12 protein-coding genes are annotated in these 20,416 nt (G+C 71.4%); 3 read left to right on the forward strand and 9 right to left on the reverse strand.

The genetic code is table 11. The features are described 5' to 3' along the window. Positions 1-534 carry a TerD family protein gene (locus tag AB0472_RS25035; protein WP_366359139.1) on the forward strand — a complete coding sequence of 178 codons (534 nt, stop codon included), beginning with the start codon at positions 1-3 and terminating at the stop codon, positions 532-534. 83 nt (positions 535-617) lie between these two features. Here the strand turns inward: AB0472_RS25035 and AB0472_RS25040 are convergent, their stop codons facing one another. Both AB0472_RS25040 and nrdR read right to left on the reverse strand, forming a co-directional pair. Continuing rightward, positions 618-3,512, reverse strand: a complete 2,895-nt coding sequence (locus AB0472_RS25040; RefSeq protein ID WP_366359140.1) for a vitamin B12-dependent ribonucleotide reductase — start codon at positions 3,510-3,512, stop codon at positions 618-620. Positions 3,513-3,676: 164 nt separating this feature from the next. After that, entirely contained in the window at positions 3,677-4,228 is a 552-nt protein-coding gene (gene nrdR / locus AB0472_RS25045; protein ID WP_366359142.1) for a transcriptional regulator NrdR, read from the reverse strand. A 504-nt stretch (positions 4,229-4,732) separates the two neighbouring features. Between nrdR and lexA the strand changes: the two genes are divergently transcribed. Further along, positions 4,733-5,512 carry a transcriptional repressor LexA gene (lexA, locus tag AB0472_RS25050; protein ID WP_093498700.1) on the forward strand — a complete coding sequence of 260 codons (780 nt, stop codon included), beginning with the start codon at positions 4,733-4,735 and terminating at the stop codon, positions 5,510-5,512. A 148-nt stretch (positions 5,513-5,660) separates the two neighbouring features. On the opposite strand, the gene AB0472_RS25055 is transcribed toward lexA, so the two are convergent. The 4 genes from AB0472_RS25055 to AB0472_RS25070 all read right to left on the reverse strand — a co-directional run bounded on the left by AB0472_RS25055 (position 5,661) and on the right by AB0472_RS25070 (position 12,898). Further along, positions 5,661-7,649 carry an ATP-dependent DNA helicase gene (locus AB0472_RS25055; RefSeq protein ID WP_366359143.1) on the reverse strand — a complete coding sequence of 663 codons (1,989 nt, stop codon included), beginning with the start codon at positions 7,647-7,649 and terminating at the stop codon, positions 5,661-5,663. A gap of 202 nt (positions 7,650-7,851) precedes the next feature. Beyond that, complete coding sequence (locus AB0472_RS25060) at positions 7,852-8,625, reverse strand: GNAT family N-acetyltransferase (RefSeq protein WP_366359145.1); 774 nt, start codon at positions 8,623-8,625, stop codon at positions 7,852-7,854. Between the two features lie 77 nt (positions 8,626-8,702). Continuing rightward, on the reverse strand, positions 8,703-10,679 hold the full coding sequence (locus tag AB0472_RS25065; RefSeq protein WP_366359147.1) for an IucA/IucC family protein: 1,977 nt from the start codon (positions 10,677-10,679) through the stop codon (positions 8,703-8,705). Between the two features lie 578 nt (positions 10,680-11,257). After that, entirely contained in the window at positions 11,258-12,898 is a 1,641-nt protein-coding gene (locus AB0472_RS25070; protein ID WP_366359149.1) for a diaminobutyrate--2-oxoglutarate transaminase family protein, read from the reverse strand. 476 nt (positions 12,899-13,374) lie between these two features. Here AB0472_RS25070 and AB0472_RS25075 point away from each other — a divergent pair, with 476 nt between their 5' ends. After that, the gene (locus AB0472_RS25075; RefSeq protein ID WP_366359150.1) at positions 13,375-14,598 is read left to right on the forward strand and encodes a hypothetical protein; all 1,224 of its coding nucleotides are present in this window, start codon (positions 13,375-13,377) and stop codon (positions 14,596-14,598) included. Between the two features lie 146 nt (positions 14,599-14,744). Here the strand turns inward: AB0472_RS25075 and hflX are convergent, their stop codons facing one another. From hflX to AB0472_RS25090, 3 genes are all read right to left on the reverse strand, one after another. Beyond that, positions 14,745-16,238 (reverse strand): GTPase HflX, encoded by a 1,494-nt coding sequence (gene hflX, locus AB0472_RS25080; RefSeq protein ID WP_366359152.1) that lies wholly within the window; start codon positions 16,236-16,238, stop codon positions 14,745-14,747. Between the two features lie 213 nt (positions 16,239-16,451). Beyond that, positions 16,452-17,957 carry a M1 family metallopeptidase gene (locus AB0472_RS25085; RefSeq protein WP_366359154.1) on the reverse strand — a complete coding sequence of 502 codons (1,506 nt, stop codon included), beginning with the start codon at positions 17,955-17,957 and terminating at the stop codon, positions 16,452-16,454. Positions 17,958-18,026: 69 nt separating this feature from the next. Next, on the reverse strand, positions 18,027-20,174 hold the full coding sequence (locus AB0472_RS25090; protein ID WP_366359155.1) for an HD domain-containing protein: 2,148 nt from the start codon (positions 20,172-20,174) through the stop codon (positions 18,027-18,029). Positions 20,175-20,416: the final 242 nt, after the last annotated feature.

Raw genomic sequence — 20,416 nt, forward strand, 5'->3', positions numbered from 1 at the left:
GTGAGCGGTTTCAGCAAGGCGCTCCGCAAGGTCGAGGTCGCGGTGAAGTGGGATCCCAGCCCTTCCGGGCAGCCGCCCACCGATCTCGACGTCGTCGCCGGGACGTTCACGACGGCCGACCCGTACGGAACTCCGGCCTATCTGGTGCACTTCGACAGCCGTTCGCCGGACGGCACGATTTTCCTCAACCGGGACAGTCAGGACGGCAAGGGCTTCGGCTGGGACGAGGTGATGACGCTCGAACTGGACCGGCTCGACAGCCGGTACGCGCGCGTGGTCGTCGGAGTGGTCATCCAGCAGCGGGCCGCGCACCGGACGTTCGTGAACGTCCTGAACCCGGCCGTCCGCGTCCGCGAGGGCTACACCGTGCTGGCCGAGGACGACTTCGGCTCGGTCCTCGGCGCGACGGCGGCCACCGTCGCGGAGTTCGTGCGCGACGGCTCGGGCGACTGGAGCTTCCGGCCCGGTCTGCACGGGTTCGAGGACGACCCGGCCGTCTTCAGCCGGGAGATGGGCGGACTCGGCCGACCCTGACGGCGGCCGGCCTCCAGTGACAGGCGAACGGCAAGGGGCGCCGGCCGTGGCCGGCGCCCCTTGCTTCACGTCACATCGACTCGTCAGCTGCAGCCGCTGGTCGAGCCGCAGCCCTCGCAGATGTAGCAGGAGCCGGCCCGCTGCATCTTCGTACCGCAGGAGAAGCAGAGCGGGGCGTCGGCCTGGATGCCCAGCTGCATCTCCACCAGTTCGGCGCTGGTGTGCGCCTGCCTCGGGGCGGGCTTGGCCACCTCGATCTTCGGGGCGGCGACGGCCTTCAGCTCCTGGGCGCGCGGCGCCGACTGGGCCAGACCCTCGACGTCGACCTCGTCATCGTCGATGGACGGCTCGTACGAACCGGTCTCCAGGTGCCGCTGACGCTCCTCGGCGGAGTGGATGCCGAGCGCGGAGCGCGTCTCGAACGGCAGGAAGTCCAGCGCGAGGCGGCGGAAGATGTAGTCGACGATCGACTGCGCCATCCGCACGTCCGGGTCGTCCGTCATGCCAGCCGGCTCGAAGCGCATGTTGGTGAACTTCGAGACGTACGTCTCCAGCGGTACGCCGTACTGGAGGCCGACGGAGACCGCGATGGAGAAGGCGTCCATCATGCCCGCGAGGGTCGAGCCCTGCTTGGACATCTTCAGGAAGACCTCGCCCAGGCCGTCGTCCGGGTAGGAGTTGGCCGTCATGTAGCCCTCGGCGCCGCCGACGGTGAAGGACGTGGTGATGCCGGGACGACCCTTCGGGAGGCGCTTGCGGACCGGGCGGTACTCGATGACCTTCTCGACCGTCTCGCGGATGGTCGCCTCGGTCTTCGCGGTGACCTCCTCCTTCTCCTTCTCCTTGGTCTTGGCGGAGAGCGGCTGGCCGACCTTGCAGTTGTCGCGGTAGATCGCGAGCGCCTTGACGCCGAGCTTCCAGGCCTCGAAGTAGATCTCCTCGACCTCCTCGACGGTCGCCGACTCCGGCATGTTGACCGTCTTGGAGATGGCGCCGGAGATCCACGGCTGGATCGCGGCCATCATGCGGACGTGGCCCATCGGGGAGATGGCACGCTCGCCCATGGCGCAGTCGAAGACCTCGTAGTGCTCCTGCTTGAGGCCGGGAGCGTCGATCACGTTGCCGTTCTCGGCGATGTGGGCGACGATCGCCTCGATCTGCTCCTCCTGGTAGCCCAGGCGGCGCAGAGCCTGCGGGACCGTGCCGTTGACGATCTGCATCGAGCCGCCGCCGACGAGCTTCTTGAACTTCACCAGGGCGAGGTCGGGCTCGACGCCGGTGGTGTCGCAGGACATGGCCAGACCGATGGTGCCGGTCGGGGCGAGAACGGACGCCTGGGAGTTACGGAAACCGTTCTTCTCGCCGAGCCGGACGACGTCCTGCCAGGCCTCCGTGGCGGCGGCCCAGACCGGGGTGTCCAGGTCGTCCACGCGGACGGCGACGGTGTTGGCGTCGGCGTGCTGCTGCATGACGCGGTTGTGGGCGTCGGCGTTGCGGGCGTAGCCGTCGTACGGGCCGACGACCGCGGCGAGCTCGGCGGAGCGCTTGTAGGCGGTGCCGGTCATCAGGGAGGTGATGGCACCGGCGAGGGCGCGGCCGCCGTCGGAGTCGTAGGCGTGGCCGGTCGCCATCAGCAGGGCGCCGAGGTTGGCGTAGCCGATGCCGAGCTGGCGGAAGGCGCGGGTGTTCTCGCCGATCTTCTGGGTCGGGAAGTCCGCGAAGCAGATGGAGATGTCCATCGCGGTGATGACGAGCTCGACGACCTTGGCGAAGCGCTCGACGTCGAAGGACTGGCTGCCCTTGCCGTCGTCCTTCAGGAACTTCATCAGGTTCAGCGAGGCGAGGTTGCAGGACGTGTTGTCCAGGTGCATGTACTCGCTGCAGGGGTTCGAGCCGTTGATCCGGCCGGACTCCGGGCAGGTGTGCCAGTGGTTGATGGTGTCGTCGTACTGGATGCCCGGGTCGGCACAGGCCCAGGCGGCCTCGGCCATCTTGCGGAACAGGCTCTTGGCCTGGACCTCCTCGATGACCTCGCCGGTCATCCGGGCGCGCAGACCGAACTGCCCGCCCTGCTCGACCGCCTTCATGAACTCGTCGTTCACGCGGACCGAGTTGTTGGCGTTCTGGTACTGGACGGAGGTGATGTCGTCGCCGCCCAGGTCCATGTCGAAGCCCGCGTCACGGAGGGCGCGGATCTTCTCCTCCTCCTTGACCTTGGTCTCGATGAAGTCCTCGATGTCGGGGTGGTCGACGTCGAGGATGACCATCTTGGCGGCGCGGCGGGTGGCACCGCCCGACTTGATGGTGCCCGCGGAGGCGTCGGCACCGCGCATGAAGGAGACCGGGCCGGAGGCGTTGCCGCCGGAGGAGAGCAGCTCCTTGGAGGAGCGGATGCGGGACAGGTTCAGACCGGCGCCGGAACCGCCCTTGAAGATCATGCCCTCTTCCTTGTACCAGTCGAGGATCGACTCCATGGAGTCGTCGACGGACAGGATGAAGCAGGCGGAGACCTGCTGGGGCTGCGGGGTGCCCACGTTGAACCACACGGGGCTGTTGAAGCTGAAGATCTGGTGCAGGAGGGCGTAGGCCAGCTCGTGCTCGAAGATCTCGGCGTCGGCGGGCGAGGCGAAGTACTTGTAGTCCTCGCCGGCCTTCCGGTACGTCTTCACGATGCGGTCGATCAGCTGCCTGAGGCCGGTCTCGCGCTGCGGGGTGCCGACGGCACCACGGAAGTACTTGCTGGTGACGATGTTGACCGCGTTCACCGACCAGAAGTCGGGGAACTCGACGCCACGCTGCTCGAAGTTGACCGAGCCGTCGCGCCAGTTGGTCATGACGACGTCACGGCGCTCCCAGCTCACCTCGTCGTACGGGTGCACGCCGGGGGTGGTGTGGATGCGCTCGATACGCAGTCCCTTGGTGGCCTTGGTGCCCTTCGCGCGGGAACTCCGTGCCGGACCGCTCGCCGTCTCTGTCATGCCGCCTCCCTCTACGGGCGAAAACGCCCTGAAATGCCACGATGTTCCCGTGACACGCTGTTCTGTATTCACGTCGCGGGCACCCTCAACTGCCACCCGCGACAAGTCCTGGATCGCCGTCCGACTACCGGATTCGGGCCCTCCGCCCCGTTCCGGTCCGCCCGTCAGCCGGCGATGTGAACGGGTGCGGGCGCCTGTGCGCCCCCGCCTGGCCCGTGATCGTCCTCCTGGCCCCCCACTGCCGCGTCTTCGTCGTCCGCGGCGGGGTCCTGGGCCACCCGCCTGAGCTCCACGATCGCTGCCTCGAAGTCCTCGAGCGAGTCGAACGCCCGGTAGACGGAGGCGAATCGCAGGTAGGCGACCAGGTCGAGCTCCTGCAACGGGCCGAGTATGGCCAGCCCCACGTCATGGGTGGTCAGCTCGGCGCTTCCGGTGGCCCGCACCGCCTCCTCGACCCGCTGGCCGAGCTGGGCGAGTGCGTCCTCGGTGACAGGCCGTCCCTGGCATGCCTTGCGCACGCCGTTGATGACCTTGGTACGACTGAACGGTTCGGTGACTCCGGACCGCTTGACCACCATGAGCGAGCACGTCTCCACGGTCGTGAAACGACGGGAGCAGTCCGGACACTGGCGGCGCCTGCGGATCGACGTGCCGTCGTCGGTCGTACGACTGTCGACCACGCGGCTGTCGGGGTGCCTGCAGAAGGGGCAGTGCATGATCTCCAACCCTCCTCACAGCAGACTCAATAGCTCCGCTGGGCCACATGGGTCCCTCGAAGCAGCCCCAAGCATAGGCGATCCCAGAGGGACCGGAGCCCCGGGGGACCACAACTTGTGGGTAGCTGTAGCAATCCAACCACTAGATGTGGTGATGAGCAGACACATCACCAGGTTGCGCGTGTCGCACACGTACCGCTACGGCGGATACGGAGATACCGTGGGCGCCGCACGGAGGTCACGTGCGACTCCGGCGCAGATGGGGACGGACATCCCGGTCGGCGGTGGTCCGGATGGCAGACTGGGCACACCCCAGGAGGTCGTCCTCCGGCGGTGAAGAGTACAACAATGAGCCCTTTTGCCTGCCGGGTATCGCGTGAGCCATACACCCAGACATGCGATCACGTACGGTGAAACGCGTTTTTTCACTCGAACGTGTGTTTGGCGCAACCTTTCGAAAGCAACTACCGTTGTCCAGCAGGGAGACCATCGAGAGGGGCCGACGTGACCACGACCGCAGACAGTGCCACCATCACCGCCCAGGACCGCTCCCAGGGCCGACTCGACCCGGTGCATGCCGTGAACGAAGCCGTGAATCCCGAGGGACACAAGCGTTCCCTGCCGGGCCGACCTCCAGGCATCCGGGCGGACAGCTCGGGCCTCACCGACCGGCAGCGCCGGGTGATCGAGGTGATCCGGGACTCGGTGCAGCGGCGGGGCTACCCGCCGTCGATGCGGGAGATCGGCCAGGCCGTCGGCCTGTCCAGCACGTCCTCGGTGGCGCACCAGCTGATGGCACTGGAGCGCAAGGGCTTCCTGCGCCGCGACCCGCACCGCCCGCGCGCGTACGAGGTGCGCGGCTCCGACCAGGCCGTGACCGTGCAGCCCACGGACACCGCCGGCAAGCCCGCGGCGTCGTACGTCCCGCTGGTCGGCCGGATCGCCGCCGGCGGGCCGATCCTCGCCGAGGAGTCGGTCGAGGACGTCTTCCCCCTTCCCCGGCAGCTGGTCGGTGACGGCGAGCTGTTCGTACTCAAGGTCGTGGGCGACTCCATGATCGAGGCCGCGATCTGCGACGGCGACTGGGTCACCGTCCGCCGCCAGCCGGTGGCCGAGAACGGCGACATCGTCGCCGCCATGCTCGACGGCGAGGCCACCGTCAAGCGCTTCAAGCGCGAGGACGGCCACGTCTGGCTCCTCCCCCACAACGCGGCCTACGAGCCGATCCCCGGTGACGACGCGACCATCCTGGGCAAGGTCGTCGCGGTCCTGCGGCGCGTGTGACGCCGCGGCGGGCGGTCTTCCCGCCCGCCCTCCGACCGGGCCCCGGGACCTCTGCGCCGGTTCCGGGGTCCTGCTCTGCCCGACCCCGGCGATCGGCTGCCCGCAATCGCGGGTTAGCCTGACCGGCGCCGGTCAGGCTAACCCGCGATCACTCCGCCTGCGCCGCCGCCTCCGTCTGCCGTGCCACGGCGTCGATCGCCGCCAGCGACCTGCGGACCTGGTTACGGTCCGTGGTGTACCAGAAGTCGGGCAGCGAGGACTTGAGATACCCGCCGTACCGCGCGGTGGCCAGCCGCTGGTCGAGCACGGCGACCACGCCACGGTCCCCGGACGCGCGTACCAGCCGCCCGGCGCCCTGAGCCATCAGAAGGGCGGCGTGCGTGGCGGCGACCGCCATGAAGCCGTTCCCGCCGGCGTCCTCGACGGCCTTCTGCCGGGCGCTCATCAGCGGGTCGTCCGGGCGCGGGAACGGGATCTTGTCCATGACGACCAGCTGGCAGCTGGGGCCCGGGACGTCGACGCCCTGCCAGAGCGACAGCGTGCCGAAGAGGCAGGTCCTGGGGTCCGCGGCGAAGTTCTTGATCAGTTCACCGAGGGTCTCCTCCCCCTGGAGGAGCACCGGGAACTCGGGAATCCGGACGCGCAGTTCCTCGGCGGCCTGCTGGGCGCCGCGCATCGAGGAGAAGAGACCGAGGGTGCGGCCACCCGCGGCCTGGATCAGCTCGGTCAGTTCGTCGAGCATGTCGGCGCGGTCCCCGTCCCGCGCGGGGCGCGACAGATGCTTGGCGACGTAGAGGATGCCCTGTTTCGGATAGTCGAAGGGCGACCCGACGTCGACGCCCTTCCACTGCGGAAGGTCCTCGCCCTCGGTGCCCTCCGGGGCGAGGCCCAGGGACGCGCCGACACCGTTGAAGTCGCCGCCGAGCTTGAGGGTCGCCGAGGTGAGGACGACCGAGCGGTCCGCGAAGAGCTTCTCCCTGAGCAGGCCGGACACCGACATCGGGGCGACCCGGAGGGAGGCGCCGAAGCGGTCGTGGCGTTCGTACCAGACGACATCCCATTCGGAGCCGTTCACGATCCGCTCCGCCACGTCGTGCACGGTCTCCACGGAGGCCAGCGCCTGCTTGCGGACCGCGTCCTCGTCCTGGACCGACTTGTCGCGGGTGGTGCCGAGCGCGGAGATCACGGTGCGGGCCGCGTCCCGGAGCGCCGCCAGGGCGTATCCCAGATCCTCCGGGATCTCCTCAAGGCGGCCCGGCAGGGCCAGCTCCATCAGCCGCTCGAAGCCCTCGGCGGCGGTCTGGAGCTGGTCGGCGGCCTTCTCGTCGACCAGCTTGGCGGCGCGCCGGACCGCGCGGTTGACCTGGCCCGGGGTGAGCTCGCCGGTGGCGACGCCGGTGACGCGGGAGACCAACTCGTGCGCCTCGTCCACGATCAGCACCTCGTGCTGCGGGAGCACCGGGGCGCCCTCGATGGCGTCGATCGCGAGCAGTGCGTGGTTGGTCACGACCACCTCGGCGAGCTTCGCGCGCTCACGGGCCATCTCGGCGAAGCACTCGGCGCCGTAGGCGCACTTGGACGCGCCGAGGCACTCCCGGGAAGAGACCGAGACCTGCGCCCAGGCCTTGTCCGAGACACCCGGGGTGAGGTCGTCGCGGTCGCCGTTCTCGGTCTCGTCGGCCCAGTCGCGCAGGCGCAGCAGGTCCTGACCGAGCTTGCTGGTGGGCGCGGCCGCCTCGAACTGGTCGAAGAGGCCCTCCTCCTCGTCCTGCGGCATGCCCTCGTGCAGCCGGTGCAGGCACAGATAGTTCGACCTGCCCTTGAGCATGGCGAACTCCGGGCGCCGGCGGAGCAGCGGGTGCAGGGCGTCGACGGTGCGTGGCAGATCCCGCTCCACCAGCTGTCTCTGCAGGGCGAGGGTCGCCGTCGCGACGACCACCCGCTCTCCGTGGGCGAGCGCGGGCACCAGGTAGCCGAGCGACTTTCCGGTGCCGGTGCCGGCCTGGACCAGCAGATGGGATCCGTCGTCGATCGCTTCGGCGACCGATTCGGCCATGGTCACCTGGCCGGGGCGCTCCGTACCGCCGACAGCTGTGACAGCGGCATGCAGGAGTTCGGGGAGTGAGGGCTTCGTCATAGCGCGACCACCCTACGACCCGGCACCGACAACCGGGTGGTCAAGGCGGGGACGAGGGGTGCGATCAGGCCTGGAGCTCCTCGACCGGCGGGCCGGGGGACAGGGGCTGACCGGAGGCCGACGTGCTCGGGATTTTTTAGGACGACCGGGAACTCGATCGGTCGCCGCTTCGTACTACATGTGTACACGCGATCACTCAGCGCTACATCAGATGACGTAGGGACCGGTCCCGGATCATGAGGGCGGCCCGTTTGGCAGGCAGGTCGACCTCGGAGGCGTAGCGGAAGCCCGCGTTGAGGAAGGCGGCCACGGAGGGGGTGTTGTGAAGGTCGGGTTCGGCGACGACGCGCGCACAGGCAGGGCGATGGTCGAGTACGAGGTCGGCCACGGCTCTGAGCAGGGCGGACCCCAGTCCCCGTCTCCGGTCGGCGACCTCGCCGACGAGGAGGTGTACTCCGGTGTCGTGCGGACGGGCCGGATAGTGCCGGGCCAGCGGGTCCAGGTCGGCCCGGTAGATCTCCCAATAGCTCATCGGGGTGCCGTCGAGCACGCCCAGGCACGGCACGCTGCGCCCGTCCCCCGCGAGCTGGGCCCGCAGATGGTCCTCCGTGTGCGCCCGTGAGCCGGCCAGCTGCCAGAACGCGGCGACGCCGGGGTCGTTCATCCAGCCGCTGATGATCGGCAGGTCGCGGTCCACCTGAACCGGCAGCAGGTGGAAGAGACCGACCGGGGTCTTGGTGGGACCCCAGGTCCCGACCTGGTCGAGCAGATCACGCCCGTCGAGCACGTCGAGCGCGCCCGGGGGGCGGTACGAGCCGGACGAGCCGGGTGTCGGCCCGGCGACGAGGGCGAGGAAGTCGTCGGGCAGGCGGAGGTCCAGGGTGTCCTCGCAGTCCCTGCTGTGTTCGGCGGGCCCGGGACGGCCGGGGTGGACCGGGACGGCACCTGTGTTGGCGCTCGCGTCGGTGGGAGGCATGGTGCGCTCCTCTCAGGAGACGAGGTGGGTCATGTTCCTCGGTTGCTGGATGAAAGGCGGTGACGGTGTCGTCGGGGTCAGGAAGGCGACGACGAGGAGTGGAGGGGGTTGGTGATGGTGACGTAGACGGATTGGACGTCGACCGGGCCCACGAGTTCGTCGAGACCGTGCAGCCGGGTCAGCAGGTTGGCCTTGCAGCGCAGGACGGGTGAGTCCAGCAGACGGCCGGGCAGGGGGCTGCGCAGCCGGGCCGGTCCGGTGGCCGCGTCGGTGAGGAACCGGCGGAACGCCGCGAGCAGCAGCCGCTCGTCGGCGAGCCGCTGGGAGCCGAACGCGCCGATCAGGCCGAGCACGTTGTTGATGCCGAGGTAGTAGGCGAAGCGTTCGTCGGCGACCTCGTCGGAGACGAAGGTGTCGCTGTGCTCGCCGATTCCGGGCAGCCTGCTGTCGAGGTCGCCGCGTCGGGACTCGCGGAAGTAGTAGCCCTGGTTGTCGCGGTAGCGTCCGCCGGCCGGCCAGCCGTCGGCGTCGAGCACAAGGAGGGTGTTCTGCTGGTGCGCCTCCAGGGCGATGCCCGCCTCCCCGTCGAGCCAGAGCACCGGGCGGACGACCTGCTCCAGGTAGCGCAGGAACCACTCGGCGCTGACGGCACCCACGGGCCGGCCGGTGCGTTCGGCGAGCCGGGAGACCACCCGGGCCAGCCGGGAGCGGTACGGGCGGGGCCTGCCGTTCGCCGCCGGCACGTCGTGGGGCCGGGGCGTGACCAGCCCGGCGACGCAGGACACGTCGTCGGTGGGGGTGAACGGGTTGTGCCGGACCACCACGTCGAGTCCGGGTACGGGCCGGCCGTCCAGGCCGTCGACGGCCAGCCAGGCCGGGTCTCGCACGATGTCGAAGCCGGGGTGGGCGGCCTGCCACTGCTTGGCGAGGCCGGTGCGCAGCAGGCGGTGCACCTCGACGCCCCGGTGGAGTTCCTTGCGGAGGTTCTCCCGGCGGGAGTTGGTGATGCGCAGGCCGAGCGACAGCTTGAGCATGGCGGGGGCACCGGTGCGGTGGACGGTTCGTACGGAGGAGGTGGGATGCCAGGGGGCGCCGAGCGGGCCCAGGTCGCGCAGGAGCCCGGCGTCGAGGAGGGCGGCGGTCTCCTCGCGGCGCCCGATCTCGCGGGCCTGCCAGGGGTGCAGAGGCAGGGCGGCGGCGCAGCCGTGGGGCAGGGGCAGGGGCGTTCCGGCCAGGCGCTCCATGAGCTGCGATGCGGGGACGGGACGGCCCCGTTCCGTCCAGGCGGAGTCGGTGACGAGCAGGGAGGAGGCGACCGCGATCCAGTGCAGAGGGAAGGAGCCGCGCAACTCCGGTGAGTAGAAACGGGCTTCGGACTCCGTCAGGCCCTCGCGGCTCTTCGGGGCCGGGTGCAGCGGGTGCCCGAACAGGAGTGCCTGTTCGGCCGCGAGGAAGCGGTCGGGGCCGTCGGAGGGGTGGGCGCGCCGGTCCGCGATGAAGGTGACGGTGCGGCGCAGGGAGTCGGCGACCCGGGCCACGAGGTCACCGTCGTCGGCGGCGGCCCGGGCGACGGTGTGACCGGTGCTGCCTTCGGCGTGACCGGTGCTGCCCCCGGCTCGGTCCGTCGTGCCGGCTGGTCCCGGGGGCGTCTCGCGGGCGAGCAGGGCGGCGAGGGTGACCGCGTCGACGGTGGGGGCGGTGCCGGGAGCGCCGGCCAGGCGGGGTGGCCCGAAGCGGTGCCAGCCGGTCGGGGACCAGTGGCGGACCGGGGTGACCAGTGCGGTGCCGCTGGCGGGGAGCGGGATGCGGAGGGTGCCGGTGTCGGGTGCGGGCAGGTCGGTCTCGCGTACCCAGCAGCGCAGGAGGTTCTCCACGGCGGCGGCCTGGGCGGCGACGTGCGGGTCGGGGTGTTCGAGGAGGTCTCCCGTGTCGTCGCGTGGCCGCTCGGGCCGGGAGGTACGGCCTCGTTGCGGGGGGACCGACTCGGCGAGCGGAACGGGGCGTCCCGGTGGGCCTTGGTCTCCGTTGTCGTCGGGCGCGGGGGTGGCGTTCAAGGAGGGTTCCTCGGGGCTCGGGCGGTGCGGTGTTCGGCGTCGTGCCGGTGAACCGGGCCGGGCTGGTCGGGTGGCGAGTGGGGTGCGGATGGGGTGCGGAGTGTCCTGATGAGAGGGGTGCGGATGATGTGGGGTGGTCGGTTTCGGGGGGGGCGGTCGCCCCGCTCCGGGGCCATCGGCCGGACGGTTCGTCCGGCGTGCGCGGGCCGGTCGGGCCGCTGTCGACCGGTCGGCGGCCGACAGGTCCTCCGCGGATCACCCGGGAGTTCCGGATCATCTGGACGGCCGGGACGCTCCCGGCGGCCCGGATGCTCCGGGCGCCCGGGATGCTCCGAGCCATCCGGAGGGCCCAGGCCGTCCGACCGGTCGGAGTGGTCCGGCCGGCCCCGGCGGTGGCGGCCGGACCGGCGGAGCGGGCCGCCCTGGCCGAGTTGGCGATCCCGGCGACGGGCTCCTTCCGGACGGTTCGGTCGGCGGCTTCGTGTCGGGTGGGCCGCCCGGACCGGACCTTCCCGGTACACCGGCCGGACCGGACCTTCCCGGTACACCGGCCGGGCGGAGGCTTCCCGGTGCGCCGGTCAGTCGTCCGGTTCCCTGCGGCCCTCGGGTCGTCGGCGCCTGGCACCGTGGGCGGCCGGATCGCGGGCCACGGCCGTGATCGCGTCGGCGAGGCGGTCCAGCACGGCGTCCGCCTGTTCGTCGGTGATGGTCAGCGGCGGCAGCAGCCGTACGACACCGGCGTGGCGGCCGCCGAGTTCGACGATCAGGCCGCGTTCCAGGCAGGCGCGCTGCACGGCCGAGGCCAGTTCGGGAGCGGCGGGGCTCGGCCCGGGCCGGGCTTCTTCACCGTCCCACCCGCCCGCCGCACCCCTGTCCGTACCGCCCACCGCACCCCTTTCCACACCGCTCGCCGCGCCACCCCCCACACCGCTCGCCGCGCCACCCCCCGCACCGCTCGCCGCACCACGCCCCGCGCCGCTCTCCGCGCTGCCCTCCGACGCCGCGCGCGCAGCACGGGCCCCCCGCGCGGCCGGCTGCCTCGCGTGGTCCTCCGCCTCTGTCGTGGGCTCCTCGCCCTCCGGGTCCACCAGCTCCACCCCGATCATCAGCCCCCGCCCCCGCACGTCTCCCACGCACGCGACGTCGTCCTGGAGGCGACGCAGTTGGGCGAGCATCCGCGCGCCGAGGAGGCCCGCTCGTTCGGCGAGGCCGTTCTCGCGGACGTGGGCGAGGGTGGCGGTCCCGGCGGCCATGGCGAGCTGGTTGCCGCGGAAGGTGCCGGCGTGGGCGCCGGGTTCCCAGACGTCGAGGTCGTCGCGGTAGACGACGACGGCGAGGGGGAGACTGCCGCCGATGGCCTTGGACAGGACCATCACGTCGGGGGTGATGCCGCTGTGCTCGACGGCCCAGAAGGCACCGGTCCTGCCCACGCCGGTCTGGATCTCGTCGGCGATCAGGGGGACGGAGCGGTCGGCGGTGAGCCGGCGCATCCGGCGGAGCCAGTCGTCCGGCGCCGGGATCACCCCGCCCTCGCCCTGCACGGGTTCGAGGATCATCCCGGCGGGGAGGGGGACACCGGACTTGGGGTCGTCGAGGACGGTCTCGGTCCAGCGGGCGGCGAGTTCGGCGCCGCGGGGGCCGCCGACGCCGAACGGGCAGCGGTAGTCCTGGGGGTAGGGCAGCCGTGCCACGCGGACGTCGCCGGCTCCGCCGGAGGCGGCCAGGGCGCCGCTGGTCATCCCGTGGTAGGCGCCGGTGAAGGCGAGGATGCCGGTGCGGCCGGTCGCGGCCCGGACGAGTTTGAAGGCGGCCTCGACGGCGTCCGTGCCGGCCGGCCCGCAGAACTGGACGCGGGCGTGGTCGGCGAGGCCGCTCGGCAGGGTCCGGAACAGTTCGGTGATGAAGGCGTCCTTGACGGGGGTCGCCAGGTCGAGGACGGAGAGCGGCGCACCGGAGTCGAGGACCTTGCGGATCGCTTCCAGCACGACGGGGTGGTTGTGGCCGAGGGCGAGGGTGCCCGCACCGGAGAGGCAGTCCAGGTAGCGGCGCCCGTCGGCGCCCTCGATGGTGAGGCCGCGGGCCCGCACCGGCACGATGGGCAGGGCGCGCGCGTAGGTGCGCGCCCGCGACTCACGCGCCGACTGGCGCCTCAGGATCCCCTCCTGTGCCGCGCGCGCTCCCCCGAACGTCTCCCCGGTCACCGGCTCCGTCACGGCCACGGCTCGCTGTCCTCCCCGCTGTCCAGAGGCGACTTGGTCGGCGGGCACCGGGCACAGGCAGCCGGACCCCCACCGCTACCAACAGCGGACCGTCCGGCGGGTTACGGGTCACCGCAAGATCCTTGCCGTGACCTTGCCGTGGACGGCACGGCCGGCGCCCGGCACGCCGGGACTGGAACACCGGGGCCGGAACGCCGGGACTGGAACACCGGGGCCGGAACGCCGGGACTGGAACGCCGGCGTCGGAACGCCAGGCCGGAAAGCCCAAAGCCCCCACCGGTCCCGGCCCTCACCCGGACCACCCCTGGAGCACGCACGACACCGGTTGCCTGCGACGCGTCGATCCCGCTCCGGAACAGCGGTTGCCCCGCCGGTGCGGCCCGTAGCAGAACCGTTGCGCAGCCATCGGGAGCGCCGCACAGCGAGCGCATAGTGTGTGGCGCTGAAGTTCCTTACCAACAGGGGGAGTCACCACCATGCGATCCATCCGGCCGTCGTGCGCCCGTCGAGGTGGAGGGGGCGCGCCCCGTGCGCTGGCGGCCGTCGCTCTCGCCTCGGCGCTGGCCCTGACCGCCACCGCCTGCAGCGGCTCCGGCGACGACAACGCCGGTGGGCCGGCGTCCGCGTCCGCCACGGCCGACACCGGTGACGGCAAGATCAAGATCCCGGACGACATCAGGAACAAGCTCAAGGAACACGGGATCGACATCGACAAGTGGAAGCACGGCGCCTGGAAGAACTGGGACAAGGACGACTGGCTGCGCGAGGCCAACGACTTCGTCAACCCCATCATCAAGGGTCTGTGGGACTCCGACCGGATGCGGGACGCCAACGACCCCGACAAGGACAAGGGCGTCGACGCCAACGACCTCTCGGGTGACCAGGGAGTGACCGACCCCACGCCGGAGCCGGTCCGGGCGCGGGCGGTGCGGCCGGCTTACCACGCGAACGCGGCCACGGCCGGGAAGGTCTTCTTCGACTCCCCCGAGGGCACGATGGTCTGTTCGGCGACGGTCGTCGAGGACCCGGCGCACCCGGGCAAGTCCAACCTGGTGTGGACGGCGGGGCACTGCGTGCACGCCGGCAAGAACGGCGGCTGGTACCGCAACATCGCGTTCGTGCCGTCGTACAACGACAGGGGGCTGACCGGTTCGGCGCTGGCGGCGGCGACCCGTTCGCAGGTCGCGCCGTACGGTGTCTGGTGGGGCGACGGGGCGCAGACCTCGCAGCAGTGGATCGACCAGGGCGGGGAGACGGGCGGCGACGGTGCGTCCTACGACTACGCCGTGATCCATGTGACGCCCGAGCAGGGCAGTGGCGGCAAGTCGCTCGAGGAGACCGTCGGTTCGGCGTTGCCGGTGAACTTCGACGCCCCCGCGGTGCCGAAGGTGTCGAGCATCACCGCCACGGGGTACCCGGCGGCCAAGCCGTACGACGGGTCGTTGCTGTACCGGTGCGCCGACAAGCCCGGGCGGCTGTCGGTGGACGCGTCGGCGCCGACGATGTACCGGATCGGGTGCACGATGACCGGCGGGGCGTCGGGTGGCGGCTGGGTGGAGACGGGTGCCGACGGCAAGCCGGCGCTGGTGTCCAACACGTCGATCGGGCCGGTCAGTTCGGGGTGGCTGGCCGGGCCCCGATTCGGGGATGTCGCCAAGGGCGTCTATGAAGGGGTCAGCAAGGAGTTCGCTGATCAGTGAGGGGGGTGGGTGGCGCCTGCGCGCCGTGGGGCGACAGGTGCGTGGGCGGGTGACTCGCCGTCGTGGTTGATCGCGCAGTTCCCCGCGCCCCCAGGTAGGCAAATGGGCCGCCCCTGAAAAAAGGGGCGGCCCATTTGCTTACGCTGTCACGCAGCCGGAGCCGGGACGTACGGGGTGAGTTCCGCCGCCAGTTCCTCGTGGACGCGGACCTTGAGGAGGGTGCCCTCCGCGGTGTGTTCCTCCGAGAGGACCTCGCCCTCGTCGTGGGCGCGCGCGACCAGCTTGCCGTGGGTGTACGGGACCAGGGCCTCGATCTCGACCGCCGGGCGGGGCAGCTCGTCGTCGATGAGGGCCAGGAGTTCGTCGATGCCCAGGCCGGTGCGGGCCGAGACCGCGATCGAGCGCTTCTCGTTGCGCAGCAGGCGCTGGAGGACCAGCGGGTCGGCCGCGTCGGCCTTGTTGATCACGACGATCTCGGGTACGTCGGTGGCGCCGACCTCCCTGATCACTTCGCGCACGGCGGCCAGCTGCTCCTCCGGGGTCGGGTGTGCGCCGTCCACCACGTGCAGGATCAGGTCGGAGTCGCCGACCTCCTCCATGGTGGAGCGGAACGCCTCGACCAGGTGGTGGGGCAGGTGGCGGACGAAGCCGACGGTGTCCGCCAGGGTGTAGAGACGGCCACTGGGCGTCTCCGCGCGGCGGACGGTCGGGTCCAGGGTCGCGAACAGGGCGTTCTCGACCAGGACGCCGGCGCCGGTGAGGCGGTTGAGCAGGGAGGACTTGCCGGCGTTGGTGTAGCCCGCGATGGCGACGGACGGCACCTTGTTGCGGCGGCGCTCCTGGCGCTTGATCTCGCGGCCGGTCTTCATCTCCGCGATCTCCCGGCGCATCTTCGCCATCTTCTCGCGGATCCGCCGCCGGTCCGTCTCGATCTTGGTCTCACCGGGACCACGGGTGGCGAGGCCGCCGCCCTTGCCGCCGCCCATCTGACGGGACAGCGACTGACCCCAGCCTCGCAGCCTCGGCAGCATGTACTGCATCTGCGCGAGCGAGACCTGCGCCTTGCCCTCGCGGGACTTGGCGTGCTGGGCGAAGATGTCCAGGATCAGGGCGGTCCGGTCGATGACCTTGACCTTGACGACGTCCTCGAGCTGGATCAGCTGGCCGGGGCTGAGCTCACCGTCGCAGATGACGGTGTCGGCGCCGGTCTCGACGACGATGTCGCGCAGCTCCAGGGCCTTGCCGGAGCCGATGTAGGTGGCCGCGTCGGGCTTGTCGCGGCGCTGGATGACGCCGTCGAGGACGAGCGCGCCCGCGGTCTCGGCGAGGGCGGCCAGCTCCGCGAGGGAGTTGTCCGCGTCCTGCACGGTGCCCGAGGTCCAGACCCCGACCAGTACGACTCGCTCCAGGCGGAGCTGTCGGTACTCGACCTCGGTGACGTCCTCGAGCTCGGTGGAGAGGCCCACGACGCGGCGCAGGGCCGCGCGCTCGGAGCGGTCGAACTGGTCGCCGTCCCGGTCTCCGTCGATCTCGTGGCTCCAGGCGACGTCCTCTTCCATCAGGGCATCGGCCCGAAGACCGTCGGGGTAGTCCTGCGCGAGGCGCCTGGTGTCCTGGGAAGGGGAAGAAGAGGAGGTCATTGGGTCCTTACGTCGATGGGAGTGCCGAAGCCGGCCTTCGACTTCTCAACGTACGAGTACCCCGGGAGATTCCCCGCGACCCGTACCGTGCCGACCTGCCGGCGGTGCCGGCCCGTGCCGGCCCGTGCCGGCCCCATGATGGTCGCACGGTACGCCCGGTCACGGCACCGTGTTATTCCGGGGGCGGCCCCGCATCCGGGGGCCGCCCCGCCGTCACTTCTTGGTCTGCTTCTTCGGGGCCGGGACCTGCTTCCAGTCCGGGTGGCCGGGCATCGGCGGGGTCTTCCGGCCGTACAGCCAGGCGTCGAAGAAGCCGGTGAGGTCGCGGCCCGCGACCGCGGAGGCGAGGCGGACGAAGTCGGCGGTGGTGGCGGTGGCGTCCCTGTGCCGCTGGACCCAGATCCGCTCCAGGCGTTCGAAGGCGGGCTTGCCGATCTCCTGGCGCAGGGCGTAGAGGGCGAGGGCGGCGCCGTCGTAGATGTTGGGGCGGAAGATGCTGATCTTCTGGCCGGGGGCGGGGGCCTTGGGCAGGCCGGGCGGTCCGTCGGCGGTGCGCCAGCGGTCGGAGGCGCCGTAGGCGAGCTTCATGCGGTTGATCATGGGCTGGTGGCCCTTCTCCTCCGCGTACAGCTCCTCGTACCAGGTGGCGTGGCCCTCGTTCAGCCACACGTCGGACCAGACGCGCGGGCTGACGCTGTCGCCGAACCACTGGTGGGACAGCTCGTGCACCATGACCGATTCGACGTACCACTTGGGGTAGACGGGCTCGGTGAACAGGTTCTTCTCGAAGAGGGAGAGGGTCTGGGTCTCCAGCTCGAAGCCGGTGGACGCCTGGGCCATGAGCACGCCATACGTCTCGAACGGGTACGTGCCGACCTTGCTCTCCAGCCAGGCGATCTGGTCCGGGGTCTTGGCCAGCCAGGGTTCGAGCTTCTTCGCGTCGGCGCTGGGGACGACGTCCCGGACGGGCAGTCCGTGCGGTCCGGCGCGGTGCAGCACGGCGGAGCGGCCGATGGAGACCTGGGCCAGCTCGGTGGCCATGGGGTGCTGGGTGCGGTAGGTCCAGGTGGTCCGGCCGCCGGTCCGGACGGTGCCGGTCGGCAGGCCGTTGGCGACGACGGTGTAGCCGTTCGGGGCGGTCACGTGGAAGGTGAACATCGCCTTGTCGGACGGGTGGTCGTTGCACGGGAAGACCAGGTGGGCGGCGTCGGCCTGGTTGGCCATGGCGAGCCCGTCGGTGGTGCGCACCCAGCCGCCGTCCTGGCCCTTGGCGGAGACCGGGTCGCTGGTGTGCTTCACCGTGATCCGCGTCCAGTCGCCCCGGCGCAGCGGAGTGTCCGGCGTGACGACCAGGTCCTCTCCGGCGCCGGCGAAGGCGGCGGGCCGGCCGTCGACCTCGACGGACTCGACCTTGCCGTGCGCGAAGTCGAGGTTGAGGCGGTCCAGGTCGGTGGTGGTCCAGGCGTCGATGGTGGTCACGGCCTGCAGCGGTTTGTCGTTGCTGCCCGGATAGGTGAAGGAGAGGTCGTACGACGCCACGTCGTAGCCCGGGTTCCCCAGGTAGGGGAAGAGCCGGTCGCCGACGCCGAGCGGGGTCGGCGGGGCGCTCGCGCCGAGGAGGGCGACGGAGACGGCGGAGGCGAGGAGGGCGGCGGCCCGCCGGTGCCGGAGCGGTCGGGTGGCACGCCGTGACGCGCGGGTGCGGAGGGTGAGCGGCATGGACCACCGCTACCAGCACACCCCGTGCTCACGCCGCCGACTCGCGTCCGATCCACCCGAACGAGTTGGTCACTGGTGTTGCGCTCGGCCGACGTCGTACACACCGGGCACATTGCGCATCGCGCGCATCAGGGCGGGCAGGTGGGCGGCGTCGGGAAGCTCCACGGTGTACGTGTGGCGGACGCGCTGCTGGCTGGGAGGTTCCACGGTCGCCGAGACGATCTCGGCGCCCTCCTGGGCCATCGCCTCGGTGAGGTCGGCGAGCAGGTGCGGCCGGCCGAACGATTCGGCGACCAGGGTGACCCGGCAGCCGGTGCTGTCGCCCCAGCTCACGGCGGTCTCGGGGCGCCCGGTGCCCTTCATGTGTGCCACCGAGGCGCACTCCACGCGGTGCACGGTGACCACTCCCCCGCGCACGGCGAAGCCGGTGACCTCGTCGGGCGGTACGGGGGTGCAGCAGCCGGCGAGCCGTACGGTCGCGTCCGGGCGGTCGGCGACCACCGCGGTGGCGGTCCTGGGGACGGTGCCGGAGGCGGGGAAGTCGGGTACCGGGCGGCTGGGGGCGGGCGCCGGTGGCTCCTCCGCGCTGTCCGGGTGGGCTGCGAGCCAGCGCTGGATGGCGATCCGGGCCGCCGGGGTGTGGGCGTGCTCCAGCCACTCCCGGGACGGCTCGGAGGCCGGGTCCTGGCCCATCAGGAGCTGGACGGTGTCGCCGTCCTTGAGGACGGTGCTGAGGGTCGCGAGGCGGCCGTTGACGCGGGCGCCGATGCAGGCGTGGGCGTCCTCGCCGTACTGGGCGTAGGCGGCGTCGACGCAGGTGGCGCCCTCGGGGAGGCCGAGGGTGCCGCCGTCGGGGCGGAAGACGGTGATCTCGCGGTCCTGGGCGAGGTCCTCGCGCAGGGTGGACCAGAAGGTGTCGGTGTCCGGAGCGGCCTTCTGCCAGTCGAGGAGGCGGGAGAGCCAGCCGGGGCGGGTGGGGTCGGCGCGCTCGCCGTCGGCCAGGGCGGCCCCGCCCGCGGTCCCGGCCACGTCGGCGGCGGGGGACGCGTCGGCGGCCGGGGCGTACGGGTTGCCGAGGGCGACCACGCCGGCCTCGGCGACCTTGTGCATCTGGTGGGTGCGGATGAGGACTTCGGCGACCTGTCCGTCGGTGCGGGCGACCGCGGTGTGGAGCGACTGGTACAGGTTGAACTTCGGTACCGCGATGAAGTCCTTGAACTCCGAGACCACCGGGGTCAGGCAGGTGTGCAGTTCGCCGAGGACGGCGTAACAGTCCGCGTCCTCGTTGACCAGCACCAGGAGCCGGCCGAAGTCGGCGCCGCGCAGCTCGCCGCGTTTGCGGCTGACGCGGTGGACGGAGACGAAGTGCCGGGGCCGGATGAGGACTTCGGCCGGGATGTCGGCCTCGCGCAGGACCCCGCGCACCTCCTCGGCGATGCCCGCGAGGGGGTCGTCGGCGCGCGCCGCGTTCTCGGCGATCAGCTCCCGGGTGTGCTCGTACTCCTCGGGGTGCAGGATGGCGAAGACCAGGTCCTCCAGCTCGGTCTTGAGCGCCTGCACGCCGAGCCGTTCGGCCAGCGGGATGAGGACGTCCCGGGTGACCTTGGCGATGCGCTCCTGTTTCTCGCGGCGCATCACGCCGAGGGTGCGCATGTTGTGCAGCCGGTCGGCGAGCTTGATGGACATCACCCGCACGTCGCTGCCGGTGGCGACGAGCATCTTCCGGAAGGTCTCGGGTTCGGCGGCGGCCCCGTAGTCGACCTTCTCGAGCTTCGTCACCCCGTCGACCAGGTAGCGGACCTCCTCGCCGAACTGTTCCCGCACCTGGTCGAGCGTCACGTCGGTGTCCTCGACGGTGTCGTGGAGCAGAGAGGCCGTCAGGGTCGTGGTCTCGGCACCGAGTTCGGCGAGGATGAGGGTGACCGCGAGGGGGTGGGTGATGTACGGCTCGCCGCTCTTGCGCATCTGGCCGCGGTGCGAGGACTCGGCCAGGACGTAGGCCCGGCGCAGGGGTTCGAGGTCGGCGTCGGGGTAGTGGGCCCGGTGCGCCTCGGCGACGTGCCCGATGGCGTCGGGGAGTCTGCCGCGGGCGGCGTTGCCGAGCAGCGCGGCCCGGCCGAGCCGGCGCAGGTCGATCCGGGGGCGGGCCTTCCTGCGGACCGCCGCCGCGGGCGCTGCGGGACCGGGCGTCGCAGGGTTCGTGGCCTCCGCACTCATGGGCACCTCCGGCTCGTGGACCGGTGGACGGGGCCCCCAGGGCATACGAGGCTCAGGGATTGGCGACGTTCCCCCGTCCGTGCCGGTGCTTGATGCTATCGAGCCCATCGCGCCCGATTGACCGGCTCCCGCCGAGCGTGAAACGGATCACCCAATCGAGCGACGATTTCGAGGTTTACGATTTTGCGCCACCTGTTCGGGGGGTGGCCGACGTTTCTCGCCAGGAGTGGCAACGCGGGCCG

It is taken from the genome of Streptomyces sp. NPDC086777 (genome assembly GCF_040702065.1).
Lineage (GTDB): Bacteria > Actinomycetota > Actinomycetes > Streptomycetales > Streptomycetaceae > Streptomyces.